Below are 19,746 nucleotides of genomic sequence, written 5' to 3' on the forward strand. Positions count from 1 at the left end.
CCTTCGAGCATGAGTGAAGCCCCTGGTAGACGAGTGATTGCCTAGATCAAATCGCGGCCTACCAGGAGCTTCGGTGCCTTCCTGCCCTGCGGGGTTGTCCGTGTCCAACCACGCCCTGACCACGCTGGCCACCGTGCTGCGACGGCGCCGCAAGCAGCCTGGCACCCGATGGCGACGGCTGTCCGTGGGCAAGCAGGCCCTGCTGTCGGGGCCGGGGCGGCTACCGGTGATCTCGCTGGTGGACTCACCCGAGGCCTCGGGCTCGCGCTCCCGCTGGTCCCGGCCGTCTGGGTGCTCGTCGGGGTGACCGTGGCCGCATTCGGGGCCGTGTCCCGGACCGCCCCGGTCCTCGGCTGGCTGGCCATCGGCATCGGCATCGGCGCCGAGATCGCCGTCAAGGCTGGAGTACTGCCCGAGGCCGTCTACCGCGCCGTCTCCCCGTTCTCGCACGTCAGCGCCTACTACCGACCGACGCCACTCGTCTACATCGGGCTCGTCATCATCGCAGGGGCGCTGATCGCAGCAGGCATGGCCTTGCTCCAGCGACGCGATGTCCTACCGGAATGATCGGATCTGCCGCTCGTGACGAGCTGATGCTGTCTCCGTTCGAGTCGGTTGTCGGAGGTGCGGGGTGCCGGGCCGCCCACCGGGGGTTGGCTCTCTGGTGTGCGTGGCCGGTGTGGTCGGCGATCTCACCAGTCTCAACGGCCGGTCGGGTGAGCCGGGGTTTGATCCGCTGATGGCGAGCGCCATACGGTGTGAACAAATACCCGAACTAGCTGAACGGACATCGATGTCGCCCTCGTTCAACCCGGCCGAACGCCGGCGCATCACCGCTCAGCTGCGGGCCACGGCCACCGAGCTGTTCACCACGCGCGGGGTGCGCAAGACCTCCCTGGAGGACCTGACCGCCGCAGCGGGGATCTCCAAGAGCAGCTTCTACTCCTTCTTCGCCAGCAAGGAGGCACTGTTCCTCGATCTGATGATGGAGGAGATGGGAGTGATCGGTCCCAGGCTGGCGGCGGCCGCGTCGGCGTCCGAGGCGCGGGACCAGCTCGCCGGGCTGTTCCGCGCGATCGTGACCATCCTGGACGACCACCCGCTCTACCGGCGGCTGCTCACTCACCCCGAAGAACTGAAGGCCGTCCGGGACCGCCTGGGCGAGGAGGACATGGAGCGGGTCCAGCGCGAGCTGATCGCGCCGCTGACGGACTTCGTCACGCGCGCCCAGCAGGAGGGCAGGATCGCCGAGGCGGATCCGGCGGCCGTGGTCGGGCTGTTCCAAGCGGTGTCGGTGGTGCACGTCAACGCGGGCGAGTTCGATCCGGCGGCATATCCCGCCGTGCTGGATCTGCTCATCGACACCGTGGTGACCGGCCTCACGACCGATCCCACGGGCGGTGTCACGAGGCGGTGAGCAGGTCGAGGACCCGTCGTTCCGCGGCGGTGTCGGACCAGGAGCCCATCGGCGGTGTCCCCGCGGGCTGCCGGGGGTCACCTTCGGTGCGCAACCAGGCCCAGGTGTCGGCCAGCGTCTCGCGTAGCGGCCGGCAAACCAGCCCGGCGGCGTGGGCGGCCGAGGTGTCGGCGTCGTGGATGCCGGTCGGGCTGGGGTATCCGGGGTAGCGCAGGCCGAATTCCATACCCAGCATCAGCCCTTCGCGTTCGAGCAGGCCGGAATCCGCCCAGACGAGCTCGGCGTCGCTGCCGAGGACCTCGGCGAGAGTGTGCAGGAGCTCGCCCATCGTCGTGCTCGCGGGGCGGCTGTTGACGTTGAAGGCGCCGCCGAGGCCGCGGTCGGCGGCCGACAGCATCCACACGGCGATGTCGCGGGCGTCGATGAACTGCAGGGGCGTCTCGGGGCGCCCCGGGGCCAGGACCCGCCCGCCGCGTTCGATGCGCCGCATCCACCACGGGATCCGGCCTACGTCCTCGTACGGTCCGATGATCCCGCCGCTGCGGGCGAGCAGCGCCCGGTCTCCGAACGCCTCCAGCACGGCCAGCTCGGCGCCCCGCTTGGCGGCGGCGTAGTCCTTGCCGTCGTCGCTGCCCGGGTCGCCGGTGACCAGCGGCGCGCGCTCGTCCGCGCCGGACGGCCACGGCCACTGGTAGACGCCGTGGCTGGAGACGTATCCGTAGTGACCGACCCGGTCGGCGAGCAACCGGGCGGCGTCGCGGACCGCGCGGGGCGCACCGGCCCAGGTGTCGATGGCGGCGTCCCACTCCTGGCCGCCGAGCGCCGCGCGGACCGCCTCGTGGTCGGTCCGGTCGGCCACCAGTGCCTGGGTGTCGGGCGTCGGCGGGCGGCTCACCCCGCGGTTGAGCGTGGTGACCTCGTCTCCCCGGGCCAGCGCGGTCTCCACGACCGCCCGTCCGACGTGATGAGTTCCACCGAGCACGAGAAGTCTCATGCAAGTGACCATATGAACAAAACGAAAATTTGTCCACGGCGATCACAGCCTGGCCGCGCTCAAGCGCATCCGGGCGGCCCGTCCGGACGACTGGCTCGAGACCGAGACTTCGGACTCAAGCCCCGCGACCGGTCTACCGCACCGCGGACCGGACGTGGTGGCGGCCGATCGGCAGCATCAGCGGCTTGCCCGAGATCGGGTCGGGGATGACCTGGCTGTCCAGGCCGAAGACCGCCCGCACGCAATCCTCGGTCAGCACCTCGGCCGGCGCCCCGGCCGCGTGCAGACCACCGCCGGCGAGGGCGATCAGGTGGTCGGCGTAGCGGGCCGCCATGTTGAGGTCGTGCAGCACCATCACGATGGTGGTGCCGCGGTCGGTGTTCAGGTCGGTGAGCAGGTCCAGCACCTCCACCTGGTGGCTGACGTCGAGGAACGTGGTCGGCTCGTCGAGCAGCAGCAGTTCGGTCTGCTGGGCCAGCGCCATCGCGATCCACACCCGCTGCCGCTGCCCGCCGGAGAGCTCGTCGACCGACCGGTCGGCCAGGTCGACGGTGTGGGTGGCGTCGAGCGCGGCGGCCACCGCACGGTCGTCATCACTGCTCCACCGCGACAGGATCCGCTGGTGCGGGTGGCGGCCCCGGCCTACCAGGTCGGCCACGGTGATGCCTTCCGGTGCGATCGGTGACTGCGGGAGCAGGCCGAGGGTGCGGGCCAGTTCCTTGGCCGGCATCCTGTGCACTTCACGGCCGTCCAGCAGGACATGACCGGTACGCGGTGCGAGCAGCCGCGACATCGCGCGCAGCAGCGTGGACTTGCCGCATGCGTTGGCGCCGACGATCGCGGTGATCCGGCCGGGCGGGACGAGCAGGTCGAGCGATTCGATGACGACGCGCTCGCCGTAGCCCACGGTCAGCTTCTCGGCCGTGAGGCGGTGGTCGGTGGTCACAGCGAGCCTCCCGCACGGTTCGAGCGGACGAGCAGGTAGATGAGGTACGGGGCGCCCAGCACGCCGGTGATCACGCCCACCGGGAAGCGGGTGCCGAAGGCGAACTGGCCGAGGAAGTCGGCGACCAGCACGAGCAGCGCGCCGACCAGCCCGGACGGCACGAGCAGCGAGCCGCCGGGCCCGACCAGCCGGGCCGCGATCGGCCCGGCGAGGAAGGCCACGAACGCGATCGGTCCGGTGGCCGAGGTGGCGAACGCGATGAGGCCGACCGCCGAGACGATCGACACCAGCCGGGTGAGTTCCAGCCGGGTTCCCAGGGCCGCCGCGGTGTCGTCGCCGAGCTGCAGCATCGTCAGGCCCCGGGCCTGCCCCAGCAGCACCGGGCCGAACACCACCAGCGCGATCAGCACCGGGACGGACTCGTCCCAGGTGGAGCCGTTCAGGCTGCCGTTGAGCCAGCGCGTCGCGGCCTGCAGGTCCCACTGCCCGGCCTGGTTCAGGATGTAGGAGGTGGCGCTGTGGAGCATGGCGGCGATGCCGATGCCGATCAGGACGAGCCGGGTGCCGGCCACCCCGTCCTTGAACGAGAGCACGTAGATGACGACGGCGACGCCGAGCGCAGCGACGATGGCGAACACCGAGACGCCGGCCTCGCCGAGCCCGAGCACGATGATGGCGAAGGCCGCCGCCGCGCTCGCCGCCGAGCTGATGCCGATGATGTCGGGGCTCGCGAGCGGGTTGCGCATCATGGTCTGGAAGGTGACCCCGCCCATCCCGAAGCACACTCCGGTGAGCAGGGCCAGGACCGTTCGCGGCAGCCGGAGCTCACCCACGGCGAACGAAGCGCCGGGCACCGTCTCCCCGAGGACCACCCGCAGCACGTCGCCGGGCGGGTAGAAGGTCCGCCCGGCCATCAGCGAGACGACGACCATCGTCGCCGCCGCCACACAGAAGGCGGTCAGGACGGCCTGTCGCCGCCGACTGCGCCGGACCCGGCCGCGGGTGACGGCCTCGAGGGTCGTGGTGCTCACAGCTCTCGCACCTTCTGCCGGCGGACGACGTAGATGAAGAACGGGGCGCCGATCAGGGCGGTGATGATGCCGGCCTCGATCTCGTCGGGCCGGTTCACCACCCGGCCGGCGACGTCCGCGGCGGTCAGCAGCGCGGCGCCGACGAGCGTGGCGAACGGCAGCGACCAGCGGTGGTCGAGCCCGACGAGGAGCCGGCACAGGTGCGGGACGATCAGGCCGACGAACGCGATCGGCCCGGCGACCGCGGTGGCCGCCCCGCACAGCACCACCGCACCGAGCGCGGCGATCCCGCGGACCAGGGCGACGCGCTCACCGAGGCCGGCGGCGAGCTCGTCGCCGAGCGCCAGCGAGTTCAGCGCCCGGGCGCAGAGCAGGCAGACGACCAGGCCGGCGACCAGGAACGGCAGCGCCTGGCCGATGCTCTGCCAGCTCGCCCCGCCGACCCCACCGACCCGCCAGGACTGGAAGTTCTCGGCGATGTCGCCGCGCGGCAGCACGACCGCCACCACCAGCGACGCCAGCGCGGCGGAGGTGGCCGCACCGGCCAGCGCGATCTTGAGCGGGGTGGCGCCGCCGCGGCCGAGCGAGCCGACCGCGTAGACGAACAGGGAGGACAGCGCCGCGCCGGCGATGGCGACCCAGATGTAGGCGGTGGCGGTGTGCAGCCCGACGGTGACCATGCCGACCGCGATCGCCAGCATCGCGCCCATGTTCACGCCGAGGATGCCCGGGTCGGCGAGCGGGTTGCGGGTGACCCCCTGCATGACCGCGCCGGACAGGGCCAGCGCCGCGCCGACCAGTGCGGCGAGCACCGTGCGCGGGATGCGCTTGACCACGGCTGCCTGGTCGAGCGTCTCCTCGGCGCCGCCGACGGCGGCGGCGATGTCGGCCCAGCCGACGATCCGGGAGCCGAAGGCCACCGACGCGAGAACGACCAGGACGAGGACGGCCAGCACGACCAGCAGCCAGCCCAGCCGCACCCGGCCCGGGCGGCGCAGCGCGGCGGCGTCCGGCCCGGACCCGGTCACGGCGGTCATCAGATCTTGTCGGCGGCCTCGCCGAGCAGGTCGACGTAGTCCTTGAGCACGAACGACACGGCGAGCGGCGTCGGGTTGGCGGCGGTGGCGACAGGGGTGCTGCCGGGCAGCGAGACGAACGAGCCGCGCTGGATCGCCGGGATCTTGGACAGCAGCGGGTCCTGCTGCAGGGTGGCCAGGGTGGTGCCCTCGGCGTCGCCGTAGGTCACGATGATGTCCACGTCGCTGAGGTTCTGCACCTGCTCGGCGCTCTGGGTGAGGCTGAACTCCTCGGTGGTCGCGGAGGCCGCCGCGATGCTCTCCGGGTGCTTCATGCCGAGGTCGGTGAAGAACTGGGCCCGGGTGTCGTGCGTGGTGTAGAAGCTGATCTTGCTGAGGTCGGTCGGGTCGAGGTGGGTGAGGAACATCGCCGACTTGCCGGCCAGCTTCGGGTAGCGCGCCGTCTCGTCCTTCATCTGCTGCTCGATCTTCGCGATCAGCGCGTCGCCCTCGGCGGCCAGGCCGAGGGCCTTGCTCTCCAGCCTGATGCTGTCGCGCCAGGAGGTGGCCCAGGGGGCCTCCGGGTACGCCACCACCGGCGCGATCTTCGTCAGGGTGTCGTAGTCCTGCTGGGTCAGCCCCGAGTAGGCGGCCAGGATGACGTCGGGACCGGTCTCGGCCACCGCCTCGAAGTCGATGCCGTCGGTCTCGTCGAACAGCACCGGGGTCGGCGCACCGAGCTCCTGGAGCCGCGCGGCGTCCCAGGGCAGCAGGCCGTCGCCGTCCTCGTCGCCGAAGTTGGCCTTGGCGTAGCCGACCGGGACGACACCCAGCGCCAGCGGCACCTCGTGGTTGGCCCAGTTGACGGTGGCGACCCGCTCGGGCTTCTCCTCGATCGTGGTGGTGCCGAAGGCGTGGGTGACGGTGACCGGGAACGCCGCCGCGGCGCTGTCGGAGGACGCGGCGGGCGTCCCGCCGGTGTCGGACGGCGCGCCGCAGGCGGCGAGCGCGAGTGCGCTGGTGGCGGCGACGATCCCGGTGAGGAACCGGTTGACACGCATGTCGGGGTACTCCACTTCGTACAATAGGAATGCCTCACCTAACATCTCGTCGGGTAAACTACCCCGCGCCCGCCGCGCCAGCTCCCAGGGAACCGGTGATCTTCCGTACGTGACCTTCGGGTGAGGAGTTCCGAGGTGTCCGGGGTATCTTCCGGCTCGTGAGCTGGGCTCTGGCCTGCTCACCGAGCCCGCCCAACGCCCAACGCTCCTGCCGCGCCTCTCCCGGTCATCCCGGAGACCTGCTCGCCCGGCGAGGGCGCTCTCCTCATTCGGGCCATGCTGCGGTGCTGCGGAGACGTTCGCGCCACAGCGCCTCGCCGGGCCGCCGTCCGGGTCACACTCGTGCGTGAAGTCGATGGGTTCCTCACACCGGCTGACCATGGCCGCTTGTCGTTCGGGCCAGGGGAACGACGTGCCGTAGCCGGCGTAGAGCGCCGAAATCGCCGCCGTCTGCCTGGGGTGGTGCATCCGTACGATCCACTCGGACCAGGCGAGGTCGGCCACGGGATCGGCACGGCCCGGGGAGGAGAACTCCCAGTCCGGGACGGCGGTGATCTGGAAGGAGTCCGGGTCGAGCAGCGTGTTGTCGGGACCGAAGTCACCGTGGTCCCTGTGGATGACCTGGGAGGTCGTACCCTCCCGGTGATCTTGAGGCGCACAAGCAAGATCGGCGCTGCGAACGCCGGTCGGTGACGACCCGTGCTCACCGTAGTTCCTGGAGCAGACCACGGCGCTGAGGACCCGACCGCGCCGGTAGCGGCCGGTCGGTGATCGACGAGCTCGTGCGCGAGGGTGCCCGCCGGATGCCGGCCGAAGCCTTGCAGGCCGAGGTGGACGACTACATCGCCCGCCACATCAGCGAGCGCGACGCCGACGGACGTCGGTTGGTCGTGCGCAACGGCTCGCATCAGCCTCGCGAGGTCCTCACCTCGGCCGGGGCGGTCGAGGTGGTCGCGCCGCGGGTCAACGACCGCCGCGTCGACGCCGAGACAGGGCAGCGGCGGCGGTTCTCCTCGGCGATCCTGCCCGCCCTGGGCGCGCAAGACCCCGAAGATCACCGAGGTGCGGCCGCTGCTCTACCTGCACGTCCTGTCCTCGGGGGACTTCGTGCCCGCCCTGGGCCAGTTCCTCGGCTCGACCGCGGGGCCGCGCTGCTCGGGGCGACGTTGTCAGGCCGTCGTGGTGCGTCCGGCGCGGTTCAGGTCCGAGTCGGAGGCGGGGCCGGACGGGCGCCGTGGTGGTCGCGCTGGTCGAGGCGGCCAGCGCGGATGTAGGCGTAGATCCGCTCACTCACCCCGCGATCGTGGCCGATCGCGGGAGGTCGCAGATACGTGGTCGGCCCGTTGCTGGGATGTGTGGCACCGGAGTGCTTCGTCATGGCGGTGCCTTCCCCACGTGCGCACGGCATCAGCATCACTTGATCTGACGTCTGTCGAGGATGCCTGCGAGGCGACGCTCTGCACATGCAAATGAGTGTGCATCTGCACACGATCTTCGACGTCGCGGGCGTCCAGCGATGGATCGCGCCGTCCCGGGCAGTGGGCTGCACGCGCACGACCGAGCGCATCGTGGAGGCGGCACTGCGCATCGCACCGCTCGCCAGGCGCCAAGTGCCCGATCCCGGGCAGCCGCAGGATCTCCGTCGGGCAGGGGAAACCGGGCGGATCAGGTCTCGCCCAGCGGTCGGCCGGGAAGTCGCATCGGGCGGGTTCGGCTCGGTGGTGTTCACCCAGCTCCTCATCGAGTGTGCGGCGGCTTCCGCCGTGACCCGAAGCCATCGCAGGTACGCGCCTACATGGGTCGACATCGCTCGTCGCTGAGGGTTTCGGTCGTGCCACAGCTCGTCTGTGGTCGTTGACACGTGTAAGTAGCACCGATAGCGTCCCCCGCGTCACAGGGTTGAAACGTTTCATTACGGTGGCGGTGCGGGGCACTCCATGCCGCCTGGCCGGACCCGGACGCCGACCGATCGTCTGACGGTCGGCCGGACTCCTGGAGGTTCGACGATGAACGGCAGGACACGGCCCCGCCCGAGGCGGCTGGCGGTACTGGTGGGAGCGGCACTGCTGCTCTCGGCGTGCAGTGCGGGGAGCCTGGGCTCCTCCAGCGACAGCGGTGGTGGGGAGACGCTCGACTTCCTCATCGGCAACGACGAGTCGGCGGTCGCGCTGGGCGAAGCGCTCGTCGAGGCGTTCAACGCGACCAACCAGGGCGTGACGGTGACCCTGGAGACGCGGCCAGGCGGTTCCGAGGGCGACAACGTCGTCAAGACCCGGCTGGCCACCGGCGACATGGCCGACGTCTTCCAGTACAACTCCGGGTCGTTGTTCCAGGCGCTCACCCCGCAGCAGCAGCTCACCCCGCTGACCGGCGAGGGGTGGGTCTCCACGCTGCAGGACGACTTCCGCAGCTCGGTGAGCGCCGGCGGCGAGGTGTACGGCGCTCCCTGGGGTGCCTCGCTCGGCGGCGGCGTCCTGTACAACAAGCCGGTCTACGAGCGGCTCGGGCTGAGCGTGCCGACGACGTGGGCCGAGTTCATGGCCAACAGCGCGGCGATCAAGGCGGCCGGGATCGACCCGGTCGTCCAGACCTACGGCGAGACGTGGACCTCCCAGCTGCTGGTGCTCGCCGACTTCCACAACGTGGCCGCGGCCGAGCCGGGCTTCGCCGAGCAGTACACGGCGGGCCGGGTCAAGTACGCGACGTCGGCGCCGGCCATCAAGGGCTTCCAGCACCTGCAGGAGGTCCACGAGGCGGGCTACCAGAACGTCGACTTCGCCTCGGCCGAGCTCGAGGACGGGCTGCGCAAGGTCGCCACCGGCGAGGGGGCGCAGTACCCGATGCTGACCTCGACGGTCATCCAGATGGTGGCGAACAACCCGGAGTCCGCGCAGGACGTGGGGTTCTTCGCGCTCCCGGGCGACGACGCGGCCACCAACGGCGCGACCCAGTGGCTGCCCGCCGGGATCTACGTCCCGCAGACGACCACCGGCGCGAAGTTGGAGGCGGCCAAGACCTTCCTGAACTGGGTGACCGGCCCCGACGGCTGCGAGGTGGCCCGCACCGCGGTCCCGCCGACCGGGCCCTTCGCCACCGCGGGCTGCGAGCTGCCGGCCGACGTGCCCGCTGCCGTCGCCGACTTCGCCGGCTACGTCGACGACGGCAGGACGAGCCCGGCGCTGGAGTTCCTCTCGCCGGTCAAGGGCCCGGCGCTGGAGCAGATCACCGTCGAGGTGGGCTCCGGGATCCGGTCGGCGCAGGACGGCGCGGCGCTCTACGACGACGACGTCCGCAAGCAGGCCCAGCAGCTGGGGCTGCCCGGCTGGGACTAGCCGACGGTCGCCCCGTCCCCGGCGCGCACCGCCGGGGACGGGGCGCCGCGAGCCCGAGGAGGTGCTCTCGCGCATGACCACGACGTTCGAGCCCGCGACCAGCCGGGAGGGCCCGGCCCCGCGGCCACCCGGCCGCATCCGCTCGGGTGTCCGCGCCGGGGCGCGGTACCCGTACTGGTTCTACCTGCCGGCCGCGGTCGTCTACCTCGTGCTGTTCATCGTGCCGACGGTCGTCTCGTTCTTCTTCAGCCTCACCCGCTGGCGGCTGATCGACTGGGAGTTCATCGGGTTCGAGAACTTCGTCATGTTCTTCCGGGAAGCCGCGCTGGTGACCGGACTGGTCAACACGCTGATCTACGGGGTGCTGACCTCGGCGGCGAAGGTCGTGCTCGGCCTGCTGCTGGCGGTGCTGCTGACCTCGAACATCGTCGGCCGCGACTTCCTGCGCTCGATGGTGTTCTTCCCGGTGCTGGTCAGCACGGTGGGCGTGGGGTTGACCTTCGAGGCCCTGATGGACCCGTTCGGCGGAGTGATCAACAATGCGCTGGAGGCGGTGGGACTGCCCGGCCCCGGCTGGTTGACCAACCCGTCCTACGCCCTGCTCTCGGTCGCACTGGTCGACATCTGGAAGGGCGTCGGGCTGGCCACGGTGATCTACATCGCCGGCATCGTGTCCATCCCGCGGGAGTACTTCGAGGCCGCGCGGGTGGACGGGGCCAGTGCGTGGGACAACTTCCGGTACATCATCCTGCCGCTGGCCCGGCCGGCCACCACGACCGTGATCATCCTGTCGCTGATCGGCGGACTGCGGTCGTTCGACCTGATCTGGACGATGACCGGCGGCGGGCCGGGCTTCACCTCGGACGTGATCGCCTCGGTGATCTACAAGCAGTACCAGGCCGGTTTCTACGGCCTGTCCACCGCGGGGAACGTCGTGCTGTTCGTGGTGGTCACCGCGATCGTGGTGCCGCTGTTCTGGTGGCTCAACCGCAAGGAGGCCGAGCTGTGACCCGCGCTGTGAGCACGGCGGCGCGGTGGCGGCGCTTCGGCCTCAGCGCGGTGTCGATGGCCGTGCTCGGTGTCGTCTTCCTGGTGCCGTTCGCCTTCGTGGTCCTGGCGGCGGTGAAGACCCGCCAGGAGGCGTCGCTGCTGCAGCTGACCTGGCCCACCGAGTGGCGGATCGCGCAGAACTTCCTCGAGGTGCTCTCCGCGCGGGACTACCTGCTGATCATCGCTTTCACCAACAGCGTGATCCTCACGGTGTCCGCGGTGGCCATCTCGGTGATCCTGGCGGCGCTGGCGGCGTTCGTGCTGCAGCGCCGGCCGAGCCGGTGGAACCCGCTGATCAACATGCTGGTGCTGTCCGGGCTGATCATCCCGCCGGCGGTGGTCCCGACCATCTGGGTGCTGGACGGGATCGGGCTGTTCCGCACCATGCTCGGGCTGATCCTGGTCGAGGTCGCGTTCGGGGTGTCGTTCTGCATCCTGCTGTTCCGGGCGTTCTTGATCACCGTGCCGCGGGAGCTGGACGAGGCGGCGGTGCTGGACGGGGCCGGCCCGCTGCGGCTGTTCTTCCGGGTCATCCTGCCGCTGCTGCGCCCGGTGATCATCACTGTCGTCGTGGTCCAGTCGGTGACCATCTACAACGACTTCGTGAACCCGCTGTACTTCCTGCCGGGCGAGCAGAACGCCACCGTGCAGCTCACCCTGTTCAACTTCAACAGCCAGTACAGCAACCAGTACAACCTGCTGTTCATGGACATCCTGCTGATCATGATCCCGCCGCTGGTCATGTTCTTGTTCTTCAGCCGCCAGATCGTCGCCGGGATGACGTCCGGTGCGGTGAAGGGCTGAGCGCGCCGCACCGCGGTGCCCGAAACCGAGAGGGGACGACGGCCATGCCGCCGACCTGGCACGCCACGATGATCGGACCCGACGAGGACTTCGCCGGCGCCCCGTTGCTGCGCACCGAGTTCTCGGTCGAGACCGGCCACGGCGCCGTGACCGGAGCCCAATTGCACGCGACGGCCCGCGGGGTCTTCACGGCCTTCGTCGGCGGCGCCGCGGTGTCCGACGAGGTGCTGAGCCCGGGCTGGTCGAGCTACGAATGGCGGCTGCGGTACCGCACGTACGACGTCGCGGCGCTGCTGCCGGACGCGGGCGAGACCGCGGTGCTCGGGTTCGCGCTGGGCAACGGCTGGTACCGCGGCCGGCTCGGCTGGGGCGACGAGCGCGCGATCTACGGGCCCGAGCTCGGGGTGCTGGCCCAGCTGGAGATCACTTTCGCGGACGGCCATCGGCAGTTCGTCGGCACCGACGGGTCCTGGCGCGCCGGGCCGTCGGCGGTGCAGACCAACGACCTCTACGACGGGCAGACCATCGACGCCCGCCTGGTCGACGACGCCTGGCTGCGGCCGGGCGCCGCCGGTAGTGGGTGGACCGGGGTGCACGCCCAGGAGTTCGACGCCGCGATCCTGGCGCCCTACGTCGGGCCGGTCGTGCGCCGCCAGCAGGAGGTGTCGCCGACCCGGATCTGGACGTCGCCGGCCGGGGGGACGCTGGTGGACTTCGGGCAGAACCTGGTCGGCTGGCTGCGGCTGGCGGTGCGCGGCGAGGCCGGCGCGACGGTCACCGTGCGGCACGCCGAGGTGCTCGAGGACGGGGAGCTCGGCACCCGTCCGCTGCGCTCGGCGCAGGCGACCGACCGGTTCGTGCTCTCCGGCGCCGACGACGTGTTCGAGCCCACCCTGACCTTCCACGGCTTCCGCTACGCCGAGCTCGACGGCTGGCCCGGGGTGCCGACCACCGACGCGATCACCGCCGTCGTCGTGCACTCCGACCTGCGCCGCACCGGCCGGTTCCGCTGCTCCGACGAGCTGGTCAACCAGTTGCACGACAACGTCGTGTGGGGGATGCGGGGCAACTTCCTCGACGTGCCGACCGACTGCCCGCAGCGCGACGAGCGCATGGGCTGGACCGGCGACATCGCGGCGTTCGCGCCGAGCGCGGCCTTCCTCTACGACGTCGCCGACTTCCTCGGCGACTGGCTGCTCGACGTGGACGCCGAGCAGCGGGCGGCCGAGGGCCTGATCCCGTACGTGGTGCCCGACGTCCTCAAGTACACCCCGCCGGGCGACCTCGGCGCCCAGGAGAGCACGGCCGTCTGGGGGGATGCGGCGGTCTGGGTGCCGTGGGCGCTGTGGCGGGCCTACGGCGATCGCGACGCGCTGGACCGGGCCTACGGTGCGATGGCCGCACACGTCCGCCGGGTCGAGACGCTGCTGTCGGACACCGGGTTGTGGGACACCGGCTTCCAGTTCGGCGACTGGCTCGACCCGACCGCGCCCCCGGACGACCCGATCCGCGCGAAGGCCGACAACGGCGTGGTGGCGACCGCGTGCCTGTACCGCAGCGCGCGCACGGCGTCCGAGGCCGCCGCCGTGCTCGGCCGCGGCGGCGACGCCGAGCACTTCGCCGGGCTGGCCGAGCGCACGCGCAGCGCGTTCGTCAAGCACTACGTCGGCGACGACGGCCGGATCCGCAGCGACGCGGTGACGGCCTACGCCCTGGCCATCCACTTCGGACTGCTCGACGACCGCGTCCGGGGTCTGGCCGGCGACCGGCTGGCCGCGCTGGTGGCCGAGAGCGGACACCGCATCGCCACCGGTTTCGCCGGCACTCCGTACGTGTGCGACGCGCTGGTGGAGACCGGGCACCTCGACGACGCCTACCGGTTGCTGCTGCAGCGGGACTGCCCCTCGTGGCTCTACCCGGTGACCATGGGCGCGACCACGGTGTGGGAGCGGTGGGACTCGATGCTGCCCGACGGCACCATCAACCCCGGGCAGATGACCAGCTTCAACCACTACGCCCTGGGCGCGGTCGCGGACTGGCTGCACCGCACGGTCGGCGGCATCGCGCCCGCCGAGCCCGGCTACCGGACCGTGCGTGTCGCCCCTCGCCCCGGAGGTGGGCTGACCTGGGCGGAGTGCTCACTGCAGACACCGCACGGGCTGGTGGCCGTCGCCTGGCGGGTGGAGCCCTCCGGAGCGCTGGACGTCGAGGTCGCCGTGCCCGACGGGGTGACAGCCGAGATCGACGTGCCGGGTGCAGAGCCCCAGCGCGTGGGCGCCGGGAGCCACCGGTTCCGGGCCGGCGCCTGACCCGCCACGGGTCGTCAGGCCGACGCGCGGATCTCCAACCGGCACTCGTCCTTGACCGGGGCACCCGGGATGGGCTCGCCGGCCAGCACGGCGACGACGCTGCGCACATGGTGCTCGGCGATCGCCCGGTAGTCCTGCACCACCGTGGTCAGCGGCGGGTCGGCCACGGCGGCGGCGGGCACGTCGTCGACCCCGACGACGGCCAGCTCCTCGGGGACGCGCACCCCGAGCCGCCGGGCGCCCGTCAGCACGGCCATGGCCACCTCGTCGTTGTAGGCGCAGATCCCGGTCACCGGCGGGTCGGCCGCGAGCCAGGACCGGACCGCCTCGGCCGCCGCGCGCGGCTGCAGCGGGACGGTCCGGACGTCGGGCGCGGGCAGCCCGAGCTCCGTGCACACATCGCGGACCCCCTGCAACCGCGGGCGGGCGAACACGGCGACCCGGTCGTCGTCGGGATAGGCGTAGCCCAGCCGCCGGTGGGTGGGGGCGAGGTGCCGGGCCTGCAGCCCGCCGACCGGGTCCTGGGGCTGCAGCAGCTCGCCGGGCCGCTGTTCGACCGGCGAGTGCAGCGTGACCACGACCTCGACGCCGGCCGCCCGCATCGCTGCCGCCTCCGCGGGGGTGAGGGCGTCGAAGGCGAGCACCGCGACCGGGGTGATGGCCTTCCACACCTCACCCATGGGGCGGACGGCCCGGGAATCCGGGTGCAGGACGAAGGTGAGCCCGCTGCGGGCGAAGGCCGCGGTCACCTCCTGCACCACCCGCCCGAGCGCGTGCCCGAGCGGCCAGTCCGGCAGCAGCCCGAGCACGACGTCCGAGCGGCCGCGGCGCAACGCCGTCGCCGTCGCCGAGGGGGCGTAGCCGAGTCGGGCGGCGGCGTCGCGGACCCGCCGGCGGGTGGCGTCGGGGATGGCCTGGCCGGGCTTGTCGTTGAGGACGTAGCTGACGGTCGCGCGGGACACACCGGCCTCGCGGGCCACGTCGGCGCTGGTGATCCGTCGGCCGCGGGCCGTGCTCACCGTCCGGGTGCCATGTGCCGCTCGCCTTCTCGTTCTCGTGCGCTGAGGGTACCGGTGCAGAACCAACGACACTGGCGACCTCCGGTCTGCTGGGGCGCACGGCAGAGCCTCAGTGCGGACTCGACGGGCCGGCATCGCCTGTCCGATCGGTACAGAGACGCAGCGCGGCGGAGTGGCGTCCGCGCTGTCGAAGGCGGGCATGGCGCCCGTCCGGGCCCGCTACGGCCACCGGGTGCACCGGGTCGCTAGGCTGCGATCGGTCGCGATCATCGTCATGGATCTCTAGGGGTGTTTCAGTGTCCTCGCCGGAGCCGGGTTTCGACCGACATGACCTCCAGCGGGGCCGTTCCACATCCGGCCAGTTCATCTTTCCGGACTCGTTCGGCTGGATCATGTGCTGGACGCCGTTGACGTTTCCGGACGGACGTCCTGTCGTGGTGACCGGGGGCAGCGACGGAACGCTGCGCATGTGGGACCCGGCCACCGGCGCCCAGGTCGCCCCGCCGATCGCCGCCGGCTGCATCGCCGATGGAGGGGCGATGGGGGTGACGGGCGTACGGGTGGTGGATAGCTCCGATGGCCCGCGGGTCGCGGTCACCAGCGGCAACGGTCAGGGCGACCGTGGCCCGGTCCGGTTGTGGGATCCGCTCAGCGGGGAGATGAACGGTGAACTGGACGAGGACGAGCCGGCATCGCCCGCGGACGCCCGGCCGGGAGCCGACGCGCCGCCGTTCCTTCCGCAACGCCCGACGGGTGAGGTTGCCTTCTTGGCCGTGCGGCCGGGGACCGCGTCCGTTCCGGCCACGGTGGTGACTGCCGTCAACGGCCCTACCGGCGTTCGCGACCGCTCCGGCCTGCGGATCTGGGATCCCGTTGCGGGCACCCGCATCGGTGTGCTGGACCTCGCAGGGGAGACGCAGAGGCTCGCGTACGTGCCCCGCACCGGTGGGCCGGATCTGCTGGTCGGCTTCGACCACCATCCTGCGCGCGTGCAGGTGTGGGACGCGATGACCGGCACGCCCCTGGCGGATCCAACCGCCACCCATCCGCTGGTGACCAAGCAGGTATGCCATCTGCGGGTGGCCGACGGTCGCACCCTGATCGCCATGCGGGGCGCGCCGGCGGCCGGCTCCGGAACGAGCCGGACCGATGTCGTGAGGCTGTGGGATCCGGACACGGGAGCGAACCTGCCCGCCCCGTTCGACTGCGTCCCGATGACCATCGCCGCGGTGCCCGGTCCCACCGGTGGCGATCTGGTGGCCTGCCTGTCGGGCATGGACGACACGGTGGAGGTGTTCGACCCGGTCACCGGTGCCCGGTTCGGGACCCCGTTCGAACCGGACGACACCCGGTACGTCGAGCTGATCGGGTTGCGCGGCCCGGCGGGCCGGCCGCTGGTGGCCGTGGTCAGCGACAGCGGCCCCGATCTGCCGGTCTGGGACGTCACGAGCGGTGAGCTCGTCAACGAACTCGTCGACGTGTGGGTCGCGAACTGGGCGGTGATTCCGAGGCCCGACGGCACCGACGCACTGGCCATCGCCGGCCAGAGCGGCGACGTCGGAATCTGGGATCCCGGCACGGGCGAGCAGGTGATCGGTCCGCTTCTCGGGCACGGGACGCACTCCGGGGCCGATGTGTTCCATCACGTCCACATCGCGGTCCTCGCTGACGGTGACGGCCGACAGTCGCTGATCACCGGTGGTGTCGACAACACGCTACGCCGCTGGCAGTTGCCCGACTTCGCGTCGCCCGCCTGATCACCGAACTCGCACGGCCCGATCACTCACCAGCATCACGCCCTGCCACGGTCAGATCCATCCGGGGTTCCCGCTGTGTCAACGGCGCACCCGATAGCGCAGGTGAAGCACCCGGTTGGCCTGGATCACCACGTCGGGATCCTCCAACAGGTGCTGCGCGTGGACCGACCCGAAGTAGCGCTTGCCGGACCCGAACACGACGGGTACGACGTCCATGCGCACCTCGTCGATCAGGCCCGCGGCAAGCACCTGGCCACCGACGTCGCCGGCGGCGACCTCGACCACGCGGTCACCCGCGAGCTCCTGCGCCTTGGCCACGGCTGCCTCGACGCCGTCGACGAAGTGGAACGGCGCACCGGGGTCCCAGCCCTCGGGCTCCGGCCGGTGCGTCACGACCACCACGTGGTCGATCCCGCCCGGAGGCTTCCCGTCCCAGCCGTCCGTGATGTCGAAGACGTGGCGGCCGGCGATCGTCACCCCGATCTGGTCCCAGTACGGCCGGGTGTAGTCGTAGGACGTCTGCGACACCTTCACCGCGCCGCTCTCGTCCAACGGGACGTCCCCGTTGGACAACCAGTCGAACAGCGGTCCGGGCTGGTCATTCTCGTCCGCGATGAAGCCGTCCACCGACACCGAGCTGTACATGACCACCTTGCCCACGGGGCTCTCCTTTCTTCCGGGGGCCCCAAATTAGCGGGTCGTGAGCTGTCGCTCTTGTAAGAATTCAATCGGCCGGCAGCGGCCAGCTGTCCAGCACGTGGCCGGGATGTTCGCGCAGGAACCGCCGCCGGACTTCGACGTACCGGGTCGGCGTGAGCCCGGTGAACGCCCGGAACTCGTGGCCGAAGTGGGCCTGGTCGAAGTAACCCGCGCCACCGGCGACGTCGCCCCAGTCGATCGGTTCGGCGAAGTCGATCGCGAGCATGGTGGCGGCGAAGCGCTGGGTGCGGGCCAGCCGCTTCGGCGTGACACCGATGAGCTCCTTGAACCGCTGCGCCAGATGAGTGCTGCTGACACCGGCTGCCACGCTCAGGTCGCCGATCGCCACCGCCCCGCTGGTCGCCGCGATGACGCTGCTCGTACGGCGGACCAGCCCCAGGCCGGCGGTCTCGCACAGCCGTCGCATCAGCTCCTCCTCGAGCAGCGTCAGCATCTCGCGCGGTCCGTCCGCCGTGGCCAGCCGGTCTCGCAGTTCGGCGACGGCGGGCCGGCCCCACACCTGCTCCACCGTCACCGGCCGGTCGCACAGCTCGACCGCGGGCATCGGCAGGAACGGCGCCAACCCCCACGGCTTGACGTGCACGCCGACGGACCGGGTCCGGAGCGGGTAGCCGAACTCCAACGCGCGGGTGGGCGTGGTGATCACGCAGCCGTCGGCGTACTCGGCCGTCTCGATGTCGGTGCCGGCGCGGATGCGGAACGGCGCCCCGAGGTTGACGATGAGCAGCGCCCCCGGCATCGGCGGCAGCATCAGCCGGGCGTACGGCGGCGCACCCTCCAGGTAGTAGAGGTCGTCGATCAGCCCGTCCAGCGGCGGTCGCGGCACTCTGGACACGTACTCCACGCCCACAGCATCACCGACGCCCCGCCGCCTTCGCGCGCCCGGATGGTCCAGCCGCGCTGCCGCCGGCATCGAGCCGGCGCCGATCCGGGCCGAGAGCCCGGCCGCGGACATCTGCGTGGGATACGCGTGCTGCGTGGGAGAACCACGCTTGTCCATCTCCTCACAAGATCGAGTCGCCAGACGCGCCGGGGCGATCCGGTCGCAGCGGATCGGTGGCTCGCACGGATCGCCAGCAAACCCGGCGCGGATCGTGGAGTCCCGCGCGCGCGGGATCAGCACGGTGGGTCGATGGGGTCGATGGAGGGCAAGGCGGGACTGGTCACCGGCGCGGCCAGCGGGATCGGTCGGGCCACCGCGGTGCGCGCGGCCGCCGAGGGTGCGTCGGTGCTGGTGTCGGACCTGGGGTCGGCCGCCGCTGAGGGCGCGCGGACGGTCGAGCTGTGCCGGGCGGCCGGCGGCGTCGCCGAGTTCCAGGTCTGCGACGTCGCGCGGCCCGCCGACCACGACGCGCTGGTCGCCGGGGTGCTCGACCGCTGGGGCAAGCTCGACTTCGCGCACAACAACGCGGGGGTGGGCGGCGGCGGGAAGCTGCTCGCCGACGTCGAGGACGAGGACTTCGACCGGGTCATCGCGATCAACCTGCGCGGCGTCTTCCTGGGGATGAAGCGCCAGATCCGAGCGATGCTCGCAGGCGGGGGCGGGTCCATCGTGAACACCGCGTCCAACGCCGGTCTGCGGGGGGTGAAGCGGCTGGCGCCCTACACCGCGGCCAAGCACGGACTGGTGGGGCTGACGAAGAACGCCGCCGTCGAGTACGCCGAGGACCTGATCCGGGTCAACGCCGTCGCCCCCGGGACGATCATGACCGGGTTCGCGCGCGGCGCCACCCCCGAGCGGCTCGCCGAGATCATGCGCCCGCAGGCCCTGCAGCGGATCGGCGAGCCCGAGGAGGTCGCCGCGGCCGTCGTGTGGCTGATGTCCGACGACGCCTCCTTCGTCACCGGGGTGACGCTGCCGGTCGACGCCGGGTCGGTCGCCGGCTGGTAGCCCCCGACGCGCGCCTGTCGGCCTCTGCGCAGAGTCCCCATGGTCTTCGCAAGTGCTACGGCGCCTGCGAAGACCCCACCGCCCCTGCGAAGACGGCCCCCATCCCCGGGGGAGGGTGTCCTTGCAGCGCTGGGTGGGTGTCGCAGCACTGGCTCTGGGGGCGCGCAGCGCGCCGGCGGCTGGCGGGGACGTCGCAGGGCTGGCTGGGTTGTCGCAGCGCGCCGGCGGGCTGCGCGGCCACACCCGGTGCTGCGAACACACCGCTGGTGCTGCGAGCCCGGCCGGCGAGGCGGCGCGCAGCACCGCGAGCCGAGCCGGGCCCGGCCGGGGGGGGGGGCCCCCCCCCCCCCCCCCCCCCCCCCCCCCCCCCCCCCCCGGGGGGGGGGGCCCCCGGGCCGC

Annotated in this window: 17 protein-coding genes and 2 pseudogenes; 10 read left to right on the top strand and 9 right to left on the bottom strand. The window is 71.8% G+C overall.

Annotation, left to right across the window (positions count from 1 at the left end):
- Positions 1–168 precede the first annotated feature (168 nt).
- Both KDL28_RS38080 and KDL28_RS38085 read left to right on the top strand, forming a co-directional pair.
- Positions 169–567, top strand: a complete 399-nt coding sequence (locus tag KDL28_RS38080; protein WP_504967692.1) for an efflux permease Rv1217c-related protein — start codon at positions 169–171, stop codon at positions 565–567.
- Between the two features lie 103 nt (positions 568–670).
- Positions 671–1,417 (top strand): TetR/AcrR family transcriptional regulator, encoded by a 747-nt coding sequence (locus KDL28_RS38085; RefSeq protein WP_252446358.1) that lies wholly within the window; start codon positions 671–673, stop codon positions 1,415–1,417.
- On the opposite strand, the gene KDL28_RS38090 is transcribed toward KDL28_RS38085, so the two are convergent.
- From KDL28_RS38090 to KDL28_RS42340, 6 genes and pseudogenes are all read right to left on the bottom strand, one after another.
- Positions 1,404–2,411, bottom strand: coding sequence for an NAD-dependent epimerase/dehydratase family protein (locus KDL28_RS38090; protein WP_252446359.1), 1,008 nt, complete (start codon positions 2,409–2,411; stop codon positions 1,404–1,406). The two genes, KDL28_RS38085 and KDL28_RS38090, sit on opposite strands and share 14 nt — an antisense overlap.
- A gap of 133 nt (positions 2,412–2,544) precedes the next feature.
- A complete protein-coding gene (locus KDL28_RS38095; protein WP_252446360.1) occupies positions 2,545–3,357 on the bottom strand; it encodes an ABC transporter ATP-binding protein in 813 nt (270 codons plus the stop codon).
- On the bottom strand, positions 3,354–4,388 hold the full coding sequence (locus KDL28_RS38100; protein WP_252446361.1) for a FecCD family ABC transporter permease: 1,035 nt from the start codon (positions 4,386–4,388) through the stop codon (positions 3,354–3,356). Before KDL28_RS38100 ends, KDL28_RS38095 begins: the two co-directional genes overlap by 4 nt.
- On the bottom strand, positions 4,385–5,425 hold the full coding sequence (locus tag KDL28_RS38105; RefSeq protein WP_252446362.1) for a FecCD family ABC transporter permease: 1,041 nt from the start codon (positions 5,423–5,425) through the stop codon (positions 4,385–4,387). Before KDL28_RS38105 ends, KDL28_RS38100 begins: the two co-directional genes overlap by 4 nt.
- On the bottom strand, positions 5,425–6,465 hold the full coding sequence (locus KDL28_RS38110; RefSeq protein WP_252446363.1) for an iron-siderophore ABC transporter substrate-binding protein: 1,041 nt from the start codon (positions 6,463–6,465) through the stop codon (positions 5,425–5,427). The genes KDL28_RS38105 and KDL28_RS38110 overlap by 1 nt, the downstream gene beginning before the upstream one ends.
- Before the next feature lie 405 nt (positions 6,466–6,870).
- Positions 6,871–7,194: pseudogene (locus KDL28_RS42340) on the bottom strand (phosphotransferase family protein); the annotation flags it as partial.
- Between the two features lie 38 nt (positions 7,195–7,232).
- On the opposite strand from KDL28_RS42340, the pseudogene KDL28_RS38115 reads away from it, so the two are divergent.
- From KDL28_RS38115 to KDL28_RS38140, 6 genes and pseudogenes are all read left to right on the top strand, one after another.
- A pseudogene (locus KDL28_RS38115) lies at positions 7,233–7,611 on the top strand (transposase); the annotation flags it as partial.
- A gap of 317 nt (positions 7,612–7,928) precedes the next feature.
- The gene (locus KDL28_RS38120) at positions 7,929–8,285 is read left to right on the top strand and encodes a hypothetical protein (protein ID WP_252446364.1); all 357 of its coding nucleotides are present in this window, start codon (positions 7,929–7,931) and stop codon (positions 8,283–8,285) included.
- Positions 8,286–8,471: 186 nt separating this feature from the next.
- Positions 8,472–9,797: an ABC transporter substrate-binding protein gene (locus tag KDL28_RS38125; protein ID WP_252446365.1), complete on the top strand. Its 1,326-nt coding sequence runs from the start codon at positions 8,472–8,474 to the stop codon at positions 9,795–9,797.
- A 73-nt stretch (positions 9,798–9,870) separates the two neighbouring features.
- The gene (locus KDL28_RS38130; RefSeq protein WP_252446366.1) at positions 9,871–10,806 is read left to right on the top strand and encodes a carbohydrate ABC transporter permease; all 936 of its coding nucleotides are present in this window, start codon (positions 9,871–9,873) and stop codon (positions 10,804–10,806) included.
- Positions 10,803–11,651 (top strand): carbohydrate ABC transporter permease, encoded by an 849-nt coding sequence (locus KDL28_RS38135; protein WP_252446367.1) that lies wholly within the window; start codon positions 10,803–10,805, stop codon positions 11,649–11,651. The genes KDL28_RS38130 and KDL28_RS38135 overlap by 4 nt, the downstream gene beginning before the upstream one ends.
- A gap of 44 nt (positions 11,652–11,695) precedes the next feature.
- On the top strand, positions 11,696–13,960 hold the full coding sequence (locus KDL28_RS38140) for an alpha-L-rhamnosidase (RefSeq protein ID WP_252446368.1): 2,265 nt from the start codon (positions 11,696–11,698) through the stop codon (positions 13,958–13,960).
- A 14-nt stretch (positions 13,961–13,974) separates the two neighbouring features.
- On the opposite strand, the gene KDL28_RS38145 is transcribed toward KDL28_RS38140, so the two are convergent.
- Entirely contained in the window at positions 13,975–14,979 is a 1,005-nt protein-coding gene (locus tag KDL28_RS38145) for a LacI family DNA-binding transcriptional regulator (RefSeq protein ID WP_252446369.1), read from the bottom strand.
- Between the two features lie 296 nt (positions 14,980–15,275).
- Between KDL28_RS38145 and KDL28_RS38150 the strand changes: the two genes are divergently transcribed.
- A complete protein-coding gene (locus KDL28_RS38150; RefSeq protein WP_252446370.1) occupies positions 15,276–16,736 on the top strand; it encodes a WD40 repeat domain-containing protein in 1,461 nt (486 codons plus the stop codon).
- Positions 16,737–16,814: 78 nt separating this feature from the next.
- Here the strand turns inward: KDL28_RS38150 and KDL28_RS38155 are convergent, their stop codons facing one another.
- Both KDL28_RS38155 and KDL28_RS38160 read right to left on the bottom strand, forming a co-directional pair.
- Positions 16,815–17,396, bottom strand: a complete 582-nt coding sequence (locus KDL28_RS38155; RefSeq protein WP_252446371.1) for a dihydrofolate reductase family protein — start codon at positions 17,394–17,396, stop codon at positions 16,815–16,817.
- 64 nt (positions 17,397–17,460) lie between these two features.
- A complete protein-coding gene (locus tag KDL28_RS38160) occupies positions 17,461–18,282 on the bottom strand; it encodes an AraC family transcriptional regulator (RefSeq protein WP_252446373.1) in 822 nt (273 codons plus the stop codon).
- Positions 18,283–18,588: 306 nt separating this feature from the next.
- Between KDL28_RS38160 and KDL28_RS38165 the strand changes: the two genes are divergently transcribed.
- Positions 18,589–19,347, top strand: a complete 759-nt coding sequence (locus KDL28_RS38165; protein ID WP_252446372.1) for an SDR family NAD(P)-dependent oxidoreductase — start codon at positions 18,589–18,591, stop codon at positions 19,345–19,347.
- Positions 19,348–19,746: the final 399 nt, after the last annotated feature.

Origin of the sequence: Pseudonocardia humida (genome assembly GCF_023898865.1) — a bacterium.
Classification (GTDB): Bacteria; Actinomycetota; Actinomycetes; order Mycobacteriales; family Pseudonocardiaceae; genus Pseudonocardia; species Pseudonocardia humida.

Excerpts from the sequence above, each read along its gene's own strand:
- KDL28_RS38080 (WP_504967692.1), top strand. The coding sequence starts at position 169 with ATGGCGACGGCTGTCCGTGGGCAAGCAGGCCCTGCTGTCGGGGCCGGG.
- KDL28_RS38090 (WP_252446359.1), bottom strand. The coding sequence starts at position 2,411 with ATGAGACTTCTCGTGCTCGGTGGAACTCATCACGTCGGACGGGCGGTC.
- KDL28_RS38105 (WP_252446362.1), bottom strand. The coding sequence starts at position 5,425 with ATGACCGCCGTGACCGGGTCCGGGCCGGACGCCGCCGCGCTGCGCCGC.
- KDL28_RS38110 (WP_252446363.1), bottom strand. The coding sequence starts at position 6,465 with ATGCGTGTCAACCGGTTCCTCACCGGGATCGTCGCCGCCACCAGCGCA.
- KDL28_RS38120 (WP_252446364.1), top strand. The coding sequence starts at position 7,929 with ATGCAAATGAGTGTGCATCTGCACACGATCTTCGACGTCGCGGGCGTC.
- KDL28_RS38125 (WP_252446365.1), top strand. The coding sequence starts at position 8,472 with ATGAACGGCAGGACACGGCCCCGCCCGAGGCGGCTGGCGGTACTGGTG.
- KDL28_RS38130 (WP_252446366.1), top strand. The coding sequence starts at position 9,871 with ATGACCACGACGTTCGAGCCCGCGACCAGCCGGGAGGGCCCGGCCCCG.
- KDL28_RS38140 (WP_252446368.1), top strand. The coding sequence starts at position 11,696 with ATGCCGCCGACCTGGCACGCCACGATGATCGGACCCGACGAGGACTTC.
- KDL28_RS38165 (WP_252446372.1), top strand. The coding sequence starts at position 18,589 with ATGGGGTCGATGGAGGGCAAGGCGGGACTGGTCACCGGCGCGGCCAGC.